General features: G+C 64.0%; 10 protein-coding genes. 2 read left to right on the top strand and 8 right to left on the bottom strand.

From position 1 onward, the window contains the following. Positions 1-239: 239 nt before the first annotated feature. Entirely contained in the window at positions 240-419 is a 180-nt protein-coding gene (locus ACQ4WS_RS23820) for a hypothetical protein (RefSeq protein WP_034746290.1), read from the top strand. A gap of 11 nt (positions 420-430) precedes the next feature. On the opposite strand, the gene ACQ4WS_RS23815 is transcribed toward ACQ4WS_RS23820, so the two are convergent. The 8 genes from ACQ4WS_RS23815 to ACQ4WS_RS23780 all read right to left on the bottom strand — a co-directional run bounded on the left by ACQ4WS_RS23815 (position 431) and on the right by ACQ4WS_RS23780 (position 11,013). Then, entirely contained in the window at positions 431-1,876 is a 1,446-nt protein-coding gene (locus ACQ4WS_RS23815; protein WP_436479491.1) for a glycine betaine ABC transporter substrate-binding protein, read from the bottom strand. A 66-nt stretch (positions 1,877-1,942) separates the two neighbouring features. After that, the gene (hutI, locus tag ACQ4WS_RS23810) at positions 1,943-3,169 is read right to left on the bottom strand and encodes an imidazolonepropionase (protein ID WP_436479475.1); all 1,227 of its coding nucleotides are present in this window, start codon (positions 3,167-3,169) and stop codon (positions 1,943-1,945) included. A gap of 12 nt (positions 3,170-3,181) precedes the next feature. Further along, positions 3,182-3,757, bottom strand: coding sequence for a HutD/Ves family protein (locus ACQ4WS_RS23805; RefSeq protein WP_436479474.1), 576 nt, complete (start codon positions 3,755-3,757; stop codon positions 3,182-3,184). Beyond that, entirely contained in the window at positions 3,757-5,121 is a 1,365-nt protein-coding gene (locus tag ACQ4WS_RS23800) for a formimidoylglutamate deiminase (protein ID WP_436479473.1), read from the bottom strand. The genes ACQ4WS_RS23805 and ACQ4WS_RS23800 overlap by 1 nt, the downstream gene beginning before the upstream one ends. Positions 5,122-5,129: 8 nt before the next feature. Continuing rightward, positions 5,130-5,918 carry an N-formylglutamate deformylase gene (gene hutG, locus ACQ4WS_RS23795; protein WP_436479472.1) on the bottom strand — a complete coding sequence of 263 codons (789 nt, stop codon included), beginning with the start codon at positions 5,916-5,918 and terminating at the stop codon, positions 5,130-5,132. 20 nt (positions 5,919-5,938) lie between these two features. Further along, on the bottom strand, positions 5,939-7,498 hold the full coding sequence (gene hutH, locus ACQ4WS_RS23790) for a histidine ammonia-lyase (protein WP_436479471.1): 1,560 nt from the start codon (positions 7,496-7,498) through the stop codon (positions 5,939-5,941). A 19-nt stretch (positions 7,499-7,517) separates the two neighbouring features. Beyond that, positions 7,518-9,221, bottom strand: coding sequence for a urocanate hydratase (gene hutU, locus ACQ4WS_RS23785; RefSeq protein WP_436479470.1), 1,704 nt, complete (start codon positions 9,219-9,221; stop codon positions 7,518-7,520). 118 nt (positions 9,222-9,339) lie between these two features. Further along, a complete protein-coding gene (locus ACQ4WS_RS23780; protein WP_436479469.1) occupies positions 9,340-11,013 on the bottom strand; it encodes an amidohydrolase in 1,674 nt (557 codons plus the stop codon). A 144-nt stretch (positions 11,014-11,157) separates the two neighbouring features. Between ACQ4WS_RS23780 and ACQ4WS_RS23775 the strand changes: the two genes are divergently transcribed. Continuing rightward, on the top strand, positions 11,158-12,228 hold the full coding sequence (locus tag ACQ4WS_RS23775; protein WP_436479468.1) for a hypothetical protein: 1,071 nt from the start codon (positions 11,158-11,160) through the stop codon (positions 12,226-12,228). Positions 12,229-12,499: the final 271 nt, after the last annotated feature.

The raw sequence follows: 12,499 nt of genomic DNA, 5'->3' as shown, positions 1-12,499 counted from the left end.
CCACGCCAAAAATGACCATGCGACGCTCCTTGAATATGCTTGAAGGTATCAGGGGGATCAAAGCCTGCGGCTGATGTTGGCCAGGCAGGAAAGATTCAGTGTGGCATCTTCGGACTGGGGGGCATTGCGCGATGTCAAACGCGTCAATTTGACGGGATCATGGCGTTTGATATGGCGCAAAGTGGCGGCATTCCGCTCACACAAAATGAACGCATCACTACGCACCTGGGAGCCACATCATGAATGTCTCTGCCAAACCGCTCGTCATGAAAATCTACCGCGCCTACCTGCGCTCCCGCCTGGAACGCTACACGCGCGACTTGCAAGCCATCGCCGAACAGCGCGAGAACGACTTCCAGGCTGAACGCATCCTGCACCAGGCCGTCGTCTCGGTGCGCTCCAAACTGCACTCGCTGTAACCGTGATGCCGTCAGTGCTGCCGGCCGGCAACGGCCCAGCGCTCCACCAGCTCGAACAAGCCTTGCGTCAGCAGGGCCAGCACGGCTGCGGGGATCGCGCCGGCCAGCAGCATGTCGTTGTCATTCAGCGCCAGGCCGATGGTGATGCGTTCACCATAACCGCCCGCACCGATGAAGGCGGCGATGGTGGCCGTACCCACGCTCATCACGGCCGCCGTTTTCACGCCCGCCAGCATGACGGGCAAGGCCAACGGCAAGTCCACGTACAGCAGGCGGTCGCGCTTGTTCAAGCCCAGCGCCAGCGCCGCCATGCGCAAGCCTTGCGGCACCTGCAAGATGCCCGTGCAGGTGTTGCGCACGATGGGCAGCAAGGCATACACGAATAGCGCCACCAGCGCCGGTACGGTGCCGATCATGCCCAGCACGGGGATCAAGATCGCCAGCAGGGCCAAGGAAGGCACCGTCTGCAGCACGCCGACAAAGGCCAGCACCGTTTGCCGCAATGGCGCCGAAAATGCCGCCAGCACGCCCAGCGGAATGCCGATCAGGCAGGCCAGGGCGACCGACAGCAGCACCAGGGTCAGATGCTGGCGCGTCAGGGTCCACAAGTCGTCGCCGATGATTTTATCGAGCAGCTTGCTGCGCGCGGCGGCTGGTTTATTGGCCTGCGTGCCGGAGGCCAGCCACTGCCGCGCCACGTCAGAAAAAGTCTTGCCATCCATTTCCACGGCCGCATTCATGGCGATCATGTCGCTTTCGCTGATGCGTCCCTGCAGACCTTGTAGCGCCAGCCAGGCTTCAGGAAAACGCTGCGGCACATCGAGCCGGTACAGGAGCATGGCGTCGTAGCGGGGAAAATACTGCTGCGTATCGGCCAGCACGCGCAAGCCGTACTGGCGTATCTTCGCATCCGTCGAATAGATGTCGATCACGTCCACCTGGCGCTGCGCCAGCGCTTCATAGGCGATGCCGTGATCGAGCCCGCGCGGGCGCTGCGGCAAGCCATAGCGGGCGGCCAGGCCCGGCCAGCCATCGAGCCGGCCGATGAATTCATGCGACAGGCCCAATTTCAGGGCCGGATGTTGCGCCAGCTGCGCCAAACTGGCGATGGATTTTTCATCACCGCGCACAGCCAGCGCATACGTATTGTTAAAGCCCAAAGGCACGGCCACGCCCAGCCCCAGCGCCGCCAGCTCGCGCCGCATCTGTTCCAGATCAATCGGTTTGTCGTGCTTGAGGATTTCGCTGCCGATGGTGCCCATGTATTCGGCATACACGTCGATACTGCCCGCCCGCAGCGCAGCGAGCACGATGGCCGTGTTGCCCAGGCCCTGGCGGTGCTGCGTCTTGACGTGCGGCGCGGCGCTCTGCTGGAGGATTTCGCCGAGAATATACGATTCCGTAAAACGCTTCGAGCCCACCTTCAAGGTGCCGCCATCCATGGCAAGGGAGGACATGGGCGCGGCGGCGAAGAACAGCAACAACAGGTAAACAACACGCACGCGGCGCTCCGGGACGGATGATCAATCCGGCAAGCTTACCACCGGCGTGCGCCAGACACCGCCATGCACCACGCCCGCGCACGGGTTCAGGCCCAGCGCGTACGCCAGGTCGGCCGGGCGCGCGATGCGCCACAGGGCGAAATCGGCGCGCTTGCCCACCACCAGGCTGCCCGTTTCATGCTGCAAGCCCAGCGCGCGCGCCGCATTGATGGTGCAGCCGGCCAGCGCTTCCTGCGGCGTCAGCCGCCACAGGGTGCACGCCATGTTCATCGCCAGCAGCAAGGATGTCATGGGCGACGTGCCCGGGTTGCAATCGGTGGACACGGCCATCGGCACGCCAGCCGCGCGCAAATCTGAGACAGGAGGTTGCTGTACTTCGCGCAAAAAGTAGTACGCGCCAGGCAGCAGTACGGCCACCGTGCCATGCCCCGCCATGGCGGCGATGCCCTCTTCCGACAAGAATTCCAGATGGTCGGCCGACAGGCCGCCATAGCGCGCCACCAGCGCAGCGCCGCCCAGGTCCGACAGCTGCTCCGCATGCAATTTGACGGGCAGGCCCAGCGCCGTCGCCGCGTCAAACATGCGCTGCGTTTGCGCCGGGGTAAAACCGATGCGCTCGCAAAACGCGTCGACGGAGTCGACCAGGCCTTCGCCGGCCAGCCGGGGCAACATCTGCGCGCACAGCAAGTCGATATACGCGTCGGCCTGGCCCGCATACTCGGGCGGCAGCGCGTGCGCGCCGAGGAAGGTGGTGCGCACGGACACCGGCAGCTGCTCTCCTATCCTGCGTGCCACGCGCAGCATCTTCGCTTCGCTGTCCGCATCGAGGCCGTAGCCGGACTTGATCTCCAGCGTCGTCACGCCCTCGGCCAGCAGCGCCAGCACGCGGGGCAGGCTTTGCCGCAGCAATTCGTCGTCGCTGGCCGCGCGCGTGGCGCGCACGGTGGACATGATGCCGCCGCCGGCGCGGCTGATGTCTTCATAGCTGGCGCCATTCAGGCGCGCCTCGAATTCGTCGCTGCGGTTACCCGCGTGGACGATGTGCGTATGGCAGTCGATCAGGCCGGGTGTCAGCCAGCAGCCCTGGCCGTCCTGCAGCACCGCGCCGCTGGCCGGCAGCTCGTCGCCAGGGCCGAACCAGGCGATGCGGCCATCCTTGACGGCGATGGCCGCGTCCAGCAACTCGCCATAGCCATGCACCATCGTCGCCAGGTGGACGTTGTGGATGACCAGGTCCCAGTCTTGCATGGCTTTTCTCTCCTAGGTAAACAGGTCGACGCACAATACGGCCGAACGCTGCAAGGCGTCGAGCCGCCATTCCTGCGCATCGTCGGCGTCCAGCAGCAGCGCGTCATGGCGGGCCAGCGCGAACTGCTGCTCGCCACCGCGCGCCAGCACGTGACCTTCGCCGGCGACAAACAGCAAGGTCGTCGGGCTGCGGCGCGCCAGCTTGCCCGGCGCCGTGATTTTTTCCAGCTGGTGACGGCAGCGGTCGCGCCGCGTCATCACATTGAAATCCGTCGTCGCCCCCTTGACCTGCGCCTCCACGGCCGCTTCGCCGGGAAACCACAGCATCGGTTGCGCCGCGCTCAACGTCACCTTGCGCGTGCCATCGAGGGTCAGCTGCACGCTGTCGCCACCGACCAGCATCAGGCTGCGGTCGATGCCGGGAAAGCTGGAAAACGGCCCGCTGGCCGTGATCGTCGCCAGGCTGATACGCCAGTCAAATTCCATCATGTCGGCGCCGGGCGGAGAAATGGCGATTTCCATCGTGCTGCCGCCGCCGTTTTTCCACGGCGCGGCGCGCAGGCACTCCTGCGGGATGAAGGTCGCCATCAGAGCACCCTCAGTTGCGCCAGGGTGCGCTTGTAGGCGCTGGCGATGGCGTCCTGCGCCACGTGGCGCCCGCCGCGCACCTGCCACTGGCCGCCGCACAGCACGTCGCGCACCAAGTTGTCGTTGCCGCAGAAGAGAAAACTGCCCAGCACATCGGCGATGGCCACGCCGCACAGGTTCACATGCGTCTCGTCGAGCACCAGCAAGTCGGCGCGGCAACCCGGCGCCAGGGCACCGAGCTTGCGCCCGGCCGCCTGCGCGCCACCCTGCAAGGCCGCCTGCCACAGGTAGTCGCCCACATGGCGTTCATCCGGCGTGGCGGCCACATTGCGCTGCTGGCGCTGCAAGCGCTGGCCATATTCGAGCCAGCGCAATTCCTCGACGGGCGACTGCGATACGTGGCTGTCGCTGCCAACGCCGAAACGCCCGCCAGCGGCGATGAATTCGGCCAGCGGGAACAGACCGTCGCCCAGGTTCGCCTCCGTCGTCGGGCACAAGCCCGCCACGGCGCCGCTGGCAGCCATCAGCGCCACTTCGTCGGGCTGCACATGCGTGGCGTGCACGAGGCACCAGCGCGCATCGACATCGACGTGCTCATACAGATACTGCACCGGGCGCCGGCCGCTGTAGTCAACACATTGGCGCACTTCGCCCTGCTGCTCGGCGATATGAATGTGGATGGGCCGCTGCGCCGGCAACGCTTGCGCCACTTCACGGATCTGCGCCACGCCGGCCGCGCGCAGCGAATGGGGCGCAAAGCCCACCTCCACCTGCCCGCCGCGCTGCGGCGCCAGCGCCTCGACGATGCGCAGCACATCTTGCGCATCGGTGCGGAAGCGCGCCTGCGCCGCTGTCAACGGTTGTGCGCCGAAGCCCGCATGGCTGTACAGCACGGGCAGCATGGTCATGCCGATGCCGCTGAGGCGCGCCGCGGCCAGCACCCGTTCGGCCGTTTCGGCGGGGCGTGCATACAGCGCACCGGCCATATCGCGCTGCAGGTAATGGAATTCACACACGGCCGTGTAACCATGGCGCAGGCATTCCACAAACAGCTGCGCAGCGATGGCCTCCATCTGCTCCGGCGTGATGTGGCGCGCGAAACGGTACATCAGCTCGCGCCAGGTCCAGAAACTATCCGCTACATGATTAACCTCGTCCCCGGCGACTTCCGTCATGCCGCCCAGCGCCCGCTGGAAGGCATGCGAATGCAGGTTGACCATGCCGGGCAAGACATATTCCACCACTTCCGCGCCGGCAGGCGCTACGGCATTGTCCGTCACCGCCGTCAAATCGCCGGCCGCGTCCCATTCCAGCAGCACGTCGCGGCGCCAGCCCTGCGGCAGCAGCGCGTGGCGCGCGAACAAACAGCCGCTCAACGCGCCACCCACGCCACGGCCGCTTCCATCATCTGGCGCAGCAACGGTTGCGCCTGTGCCGCCAGGTCGGGACGGTAGCCAAACGGCGCTGCCTCATCCATGTACAGGCACTGGCACATCTCCAGCTGGATCGCATGCACGCGGCCTGTCGGCTGGCCGTAATGGCGCGTGATGTGGCCACCCTTGAAGCGGCCATTCAGCGCCACGCTAAATGCATCCTGCGCGCGCGCGATATCGACCACGGCGGATGTCAGGCCGCTGTCGCAGCTGGCGCCATCGGCCGTGCCGAAGTTCAGGTCGGGCAGCTTGCCGTCAAAGAAGCGCGGCACGTGCGAGGCGATGGAATGGGCATCCCACAGCACCACCGCGCCATGCACGCGCAGCAACCGGTCCAGTTCCGCGCGCAGTTGCGCATGATACGGCGCCCAGTAGCGTTGCAAGCGCTGCTGCACGTCGGCCGCATCGGGTTCGCGGCCGGCCAGGTACAGCGGCTCGCGGTGAAAGGTATCGCTGGGCAGCAAGCCCGTCGTATCCTGGCCCGGATACAGATTCGTGTCTTCCTGCGGGCGGTTCAAGTCGATGGTGTAGCGGGACCAGCGCGCCGACAGCACGGACGCATCCATCTCCTGCAAAAAACCATACAGCTCGCGCAAATGCCAGTCCGTATCGGCCTTGATCAAAGCCTGCGGCGTCATGCGCGCGGCGATATCGTCGGGTATGTCGGTGCCCACGTGGGGCATCGACACGAGCAACGGGATGCTGCCTTCATTAAAGCGGAAATCCATGGCTGTCTCCTTGCACCCGCTCAAGCGTACAGCGGGGCGAACAAATTCTTGCACCTGCTGCTCAACTCACCCTGCAGCACCATCTGCTTGGCAGCTTCGATATCGGGCGCGAAGAAACGGTCGGCATCGAAAAACGGCACTTTCTGGCGCAGCTGCTGGTGCACATGTTCCAAGTGCGGCGAGGTTTTCAGCGGACGGTGGAAATCGATGCCCTGCGCGGCAGCCAGCAGCTCGATGCCGACGATGACGGCCGTGTTGTGCGCCATGTCGTCCAGGCGGCGCCCGGCGAACGTGGCCATGCTCACATGATCTTCCTGGTTGGCCGATGTCGGCAGGCTGTCGACGCTGGCCGGATGGGCGAGCGACTTGTTTTCCGACGCCAGCGCGGCAGCCGTCACGTGGGCGATCATGAAGCCGGAATTGACGCCCGGGTCGCGCACGAGGAAGGGCGGCAGGCCGGACAAGGTGGCGTCGATCAGCAGCGCGATGCGGCGCTCGGCCAGCGCGCCGATTTCGGCGATCGCCAGCGCCAGGGTGTCGGCGGCAAACGCGACAGGTTCGGCGTGGAAGTTCCCGCCCGAGACGATTTCCGCCTGTCCGTTGGGACCGTCCTGGAATATCAGCGGATTGTCCGTGACGGCATTGGCCTCGATCAGCAGGGTGCGGCCCACATTGCCGATCAAATCGAGGCAGGCGCCCATGACTTGCGGCTGGCAGCGCAGGCTGTAAGGGTCTTGCACGCGCTCATCGCCTTCCAGGTGCGAAGCACGGATCGCGCTGTGCGCCACCAGTTGGCGGTACATCTGCGCGGCCAGAATCTGCCCCGGCTGTCCGCGCACGGCGTGCACGCGCGCGTCGAACGGCGAGTCGCTGCCCTTGGCCGCATCGAGCGACAACGCGCCTGTGACCATGGCCGCTTCCAGCAGGCGCTCGGCCATGAACAGGCCATGCAGCGTCAGTGCGTTCGACACTTGCGTGCCGTTGATCAGCGCCAGGCCCTCTTTTGCCGCCAGCACCACGGGCGAGATGCCCGCCTGCGCCAGCGCTTCGGGGGCCGGCATCAATTCGCCGTTGACGCGCACGTCACCCACGCCCAGCATGGCCAAGGTCATGTGCGACAGCGGCGCCAGGTCGCCCGAAGCGCCCACGGAACCCTTGGCGGGAATCGCCGGCATGATGCCCGCGTTGTACAAGGCGATCAAGGTGTCGACGATCAGCGGGCGCACGCCGGAAAAGCCGCGCGCCAGGCTGCCGATCTTCATCAGCATGATCAGGCGCACGACGGCGTCCGACAGCAGTTCTCCCGTGCCGACGGAGTGCGACAGGATCAGGTTGCGCTGCAATTGCTCCAGCTTTTCATCGGGGATGCGCGTCTTGGCGAGCAGGCCGAAGCCCGTGTTGATGCCGTAGGCCGCATCGCCCTTGGCGACGATGGCTTGCACGGCGGCGGCCGACGCTTCGATGACGGGATAGGCTTCGGCAGCGAGGATCAGTTTCGCGGGTGCGGCCCAGACGGCGCGCAGGTCGCCCAGGGTCATCGCGCCCGGTTTCAGGGTCCAACTTTTGGCATGCTGTGTCATAGTCATTCGAATCAATATCTCAAGGAAGCATTGGAAGAATCAGGCCGTTGCGCTTGGCGCAGGCAGCCGCTGTTTCATAGCCGGCATCGGCATGGCGCATCACGCCCGAGCCGCTGTCGTTGACCAGCACCCTGGCCAGGCGTTTCGCCGCGCTGTCCGTGCCGTCGGCCACGATGACCATGCCCGCATGCTGAGAATACCCCATTCCCACGCCGCCGCCATGGTGCAGCGAAACCCAGGTGGCGCCGCCGGCCGTGTTCAGCATGGCGTTCAGCAGCGGCCAGTCAGAAACGGCGTCGGTGCCGTCCTTCATGCTTTCCGTCTCGCGGTTCGGGCTGGCGACGGACCCCGTATCGAGGTGGTCGCGGCCGATGACGATGGGCGCCTTCAGCTCGCCCGTGCGCACCATCTCGTTGAAGGCCAGGCCGGCGATATGGCGCTCGCCCAGTCCCAGCCAGCAGATGCGCGCCGGCAGGCCCTGGAAGGCGATGCGCTCGCGCGCCATGTCCAGCCAGTGGTGCACCTGCTTGTGATGCGGGAACAGCTGCTTGATCTTCGCATCCGTTTTGTAAATGTCTTCCGGATCGCCCGACAGGGCCACCCAGCGGAACGGGCCCCGTCCTTCGCAAAATTGCGGGCGGATGTAGGCGGGTACGAAACCGGGGAAGTCGAAGGCGTTCTGCACGCCCTGGTCGAACGCCACCTGGCGGATGTTGTTGCCGTAATCGACGGTATGCACGCCCATGGCGTGGAAATCGAGCATGGCTTGCACATGGGCGGCGCAGGAATCGGCGGCGGCCGCCGTCAGGCGCGCGTGGCGCTGCGGGTCTTGCTGCGCAGCCTTCCAGTCCGACACACTCCAGCCGCGCGGCAGATAGCCGTTGACCAGGTCATGCGCGGAGGTCTGGTCCGTCACCAGGTCGGGCACCAGGCCGCCCGCTTTCGCGCGGCGCACCAGTTCCGGCAGCACTTCGGCCGCGTTGCCCAGGAGGCCAATGGAAATGGCTTCCTTGCGTTCGGTATGGTATTTCACCAGTTCGAGGGCTTCGTCCAGGCTGGCCGCCTGCTTGTCCAGGTAGCGCGTGCGCAAACGGAAATCGATGCTGCTTTGCTGGCATTCGATATTGAGCGAGACGGCGCCCGCCATGGTGGCGGCCAGCGGCTGCGCGCCGCCCATGCCGCCCAGGCCCGCCGTCAAGATCCAGCGCCCGCCCCAGTCGCCGCCGAAATGCTGACGCCCCGCCTCGGCGAAGGTTTCATACGTGCCCTGCACGATGCCCTGCGTGCCAATATAAATCCAGCTACCGGCCGTCATCTGGCCGTACATGAACAGGCCCTGGCGATCGAGTTCGTTGAAGTGTTCCCAGTTGGCCCATTTCGGCACCAGGTTGGAATTGGCGATCAGCACGCGCGGCGCGTCCGGGTGGGTCTGGAAAACGCCCACCGGCTTGCCGGACTGAATCAGCAAGGTCTGATCGTCTTCCAGCTCGCGCAGCGAGGCGAGGATCTGGTCGAAACAGGCCCAGTTGCGGGCGGCGCGGCCGATGCCGCCGTAGACCACCAGGTGCTGCGGATTTTCCGCCACTTCCGGGTCCAGGTTGTTTTGCAACATGCGGTAGGCCGCCTCGGCCTGCCAACTCTTGCAAGCCATGACCGTGCCGCGCGGGGCGCGGATGGTACGGCTGGCATCAAAGCGTGGATCGGTGTCCATTGTGCTATTCATGCTGTCTCCTCGTAGGGTGCGAGCGGGCGTACTTGGCCCACTACCTGACCCGCTCTTGTACTCCCAGCATAGGTTGTCTATACAACCAAGTCAACAGATTTTTGCAAGCGTAAACCGCCTATTTTTTCTCGAACACGCGCTGGCCCGCTACCCACGTCTGCAGCACCTGCGTCTTGCCGATGGCGGTCGGCGCCACCTTGAACAGGTCCTGGTCGACGACGATGAAGTCCGCCCATTTGCCCGCTTCCAAGGTACCGATGACCTTTTCCTGGTGCGCCGCCCAGGCCGCGTCGAGCGTGAAGCAGCGCAGCGCTTGCGTCACCGTCATGGCTTGCTGCGGATACCAGCCACCGGCCGGGAAGCCTGCGCTGTTTTGCCGCGTGACGGCCGCGTGGATGCCCTCGAACGGATTCGGCGACTCGATGGGAAAATCGGAACCGCAGGCGATGCGCGAACCCTGCTTGAGGAAGGTGCGCCAGGCATACGCGCCCTTGATGCGCTCGTGGCCCACGCGCTGCTCCGCCATGTTCTGGTCGGACGTGGCGTGCGTCGGCTGCATCGACGGCACGATGCCCAGCGACTTGAAACGGGGGATGTCGCTCAACTGCACCACTTGCGCGTGCTCCATGCGGTGGCGCAGGCCCACGCTGCGGTATTGCGCGGTCAAGGCTTCATAGCCATCGAGAATCTGATGATTGCCCGCGTCGCCGATGGCGTGCACGTTCACCTGGTAGCCGGCGCGCATGGCTTTTTCCATCTTCGCGCGCATGGCGTCATCTTTGAAGAACAGCAGGCCGCTGGTGGTCGGATCGTCGCTGTACGGCGCCAGCAGGGCCGCGCCGCGGCTGCCCAGGGCGCCGTCGGACAGCAGTTTCACGGCGCGCAAGGCGTACATGTCGCGCGCGTAGCTATTCAGGGGGCCATTTTTTGACAGCGCGTCGAAGTCTTCCGTGGTATCGGCAATCATGCCGTACACGCGCACCGTCAGCTTGCCATGGTCCGCGTAATCGCGGAACAATCGGTCCTGCATCTGGCCGATGCCCGCATCGTGCACGCTGGTCAGGCCCACTTGCGACAGCTGCTCCAGCGCGCCATCGAGGGCGGCGCGGTTTTCCACGTCACCCGGCTTGGGCAGCACGGCGTCCATCAAGTCCATGGCGTTATCGACCAGCACACCGGTGGCATTGCCGTCCGCATCGCGTTCGATCTTGCCGCCCGCCGGATCTGGCGTGGCGCGCGTGATACCGGCCAGCGCCAGCGCGCGGCTGTTGGCCCAGCCCGCGTGGCCATCGACCCGGCGCAGCCACACGGGCCGCGCGCTTTCCGCCGCATCGAGTTCTGCGGCCGTGGGAAAGCGGCCAAGTTTCCAGATTTCCTGGTTCCAGCCATTGCCGACGACCCAGCTGCGCTCGGGGTGCGCGCGCGCGAAGTCGCCCACGGCCTGCACGGCGGCCGGCAGCGACGCGGAGCCGTACAACATGACACCACTGGCGATCGTCCCCAGGCCGAACACGTGACCATGCGCGTCGATCAGGCCCGGCAACACGGTTTTTCCCTGCACGTCGACATGTTTGGCGCCCTTGGCCGCCTTGCGTTTCACCTGTGCGGCGCTGCCGACGGCGAGCAGCTTGCCAGCGTCATCAAAGGCCAGCGCCGTGAAGCGGACCACCTTGCCGGCAGCATTGAGCGTGTAGCCGTTGGCATTGTCGATGACGGTGTCGGCATGGGCGTGGCCCAGAGTGCCCAGGCAGGCGAGAACAAGCAGGGTGCGGCGCAATGGCGGGGTCGGCATTTCCATCTCCAAGTCTGTTAAGTCAATGAACGAAAAGACGAGTGTATAGAAATTGGCAAAATGGTCAAAGCGCGCACGCCTTGCGCCCAGTCAAACCCTTCCCGCCGCCACTGGCTTAGGCTGAGGTTTTAAGGCGGAGCCCCTATGGCCAGGCACCATGTCATCAGCACCACCGCTTGCGACGTCTTCTTCAAGCTCGTGGCCCACCAGAAGAGCAGCCTGGGCGCGCACTTCGACAGCATGATCGTCACCTTCAGCGCCGATGGCCAACCCGTGCTGGGCGCCGCCCTGCGCAACGCGACAAGCGGCTGCGAACTGCACCGCCTAGCCGGCCAGCCCGACGAATGCTGGTGCTGCGGTTATGACGAGCAGCTGGAATTCGTCTCGCCCGCCAACGTGCCGCTGGCGCACGCCGACTACCGCCTCACCTTGAGCAATGGGGAAACGTGGACGGGGACGACGGATGCAAAGGGACGCACGGGGCGCGTCGTCAGCAAGCAGGAAGCGCAAATCACCCAGGCCGAATTCCTGCCGCACGCGGATAAATCGCCATGCTGCGCCGCCGCGCCGAAACATGCTGCGCCAGCCATCAAGGTCGTCCAACTGGAAGGCATCAAGACGACCGACAAGGACGTCGGTTCGTCCGTCAAACAGGTCAAAGTGAAAGACAAGGTTCGCCCGCTGACCAAGGGCGAGATCGACATGGCGTGGATGCTGTTCCAGGATGCGATCGACTACGGCAAGGTCAAGGTGCATGGGGAGCCGTATCTATGGTTTAACTGGCAGCCAAAGAACGTGGCCATGACGCCGGATGGGGAGATGTATTTTCATGAGTCGGAGTATCGGGAGGATTTCTCAAAGGAGGATGATCATCGGAAGCATTGGTTCATCCACGAAATGGTTCATATTTGGCAGTATCAACTCAACTATCCAGTAAAGATACGTGGTGCCATTCGTCTCGGCCTGGACTATACATACGTTTTGCTAGCAAATCAAAAACTGGCCGATCACAATATGGAAGCTCAAGGAAATTTAATTGCAGACTACTTTGTGCTGAAATTTTTAGATTCTACTGAAGCAATGGTCCAACAGAAATATAAGAACTCTCAAAAAACTTTTGAAGAGGTACTCGGTGATTTATTTAAAAATCGAAAAAGTCCAAAAAATCTTCCTGGTAACAATATCGACCATGAGCCTTTATTCGATATCCCCTGACGGATCCGCCTTTTCACGTATGGCATATGCCGTCGTCACTATTTCAAACGAAATGCCGTGCTTTTCCATTACAAAAAAGGAAGAGGCACGCAATGGCACAACAATGCTCGGGGCATTGATCGTTTCCGATCTATCCGTTCAACCCGTCAAGAAGGGGCGTTCTCAAGAACCAAGTGCAACACCTTTGTCCTGTAAGGTGTCGGCATGTCGAACAGCTATAAACATTTAACTACCCAAGAGAGGGCCGTGGTCATGACCATGCGCGATGACC

Origin of the sequence: Janthinobacterium leeuwenhoeki (assembly GCF_051380795.1) — a bacterium.
Classification (GTDB): domain Bacteria; phylum Pseudomonadota; class Gammaproteobacteria; order Burkholderiales; family Burkholderiaceae_D; genus Janthinobacterium.
This window is presented reverse-complemented; position numbering and strand designations above follow the sequence as displayed.

Bases quoted from the DNA above. Each gene is read 5' to 3' on its own strand.
- ACQ4WS_RS23805 (WP_436479474.1), bottom strand. From the start codon at position 3,757: ATGGCGACCTTCATCCCGCAGGAGTGCCTGCGCGCCGCGCCGTGGAAA.
- ACQ4WS_RS23780 (WP_436479469.1), bottom strand. From the start codon at position 11,013: ATGCCGACCCCGCCATTGCGCCGCACCCTGCTTGTTCTCGCCTGCCTG.
- hutI (WP_436479475.1), bottom strand. From the start codon at position 3,169: ATGCAAGACTGGGACCTGGTCATCCACAACGTCCACCTGGCGACGATG.
- ACQ4WS_RS23775 (WP_436479468.1), top strand. From the start codon at position 11,158: ATGGCCAGGCACCATGTCATCAGCACCACCGCTTGCGACGTCTTCTTC.
- ACQ4WS_RS23820 (WP_034746290.1), top strand. From the start codon at position 240: ATGAATGTCTCTGCCAAACCGCTCGTCATGAAAATCTACCGCGCCTAC.
- hutU (WP_436479470.1), bottom strand. From the start codon at position 9,221: ATGAATAGCACAATGGACACCGATCCACGCTTTGATGCCAGCCGTACC.
- hutG (WP_436479472.1), bottom strand. From the start codon at position 5,918: ATGGATTTCCGCTTTAATGAAGGCAGCATCCCGTTGCTCGTGTCGATG.
- hutH (WP_436479471.1), bottom strand. From the start codon at position 7,498: ATGACACAGCATGCCAAAAGTTGGACCCTGAAACCGGGCGCGATGACC.
- ACQ4WS_RS23815 (WP_436479491.1), bottom strand. From the start codon at position 1,876: ATGTCCTCCCTTGCCATGGATGGCGGCACCTTGAAGGTGGGCTCGAAG.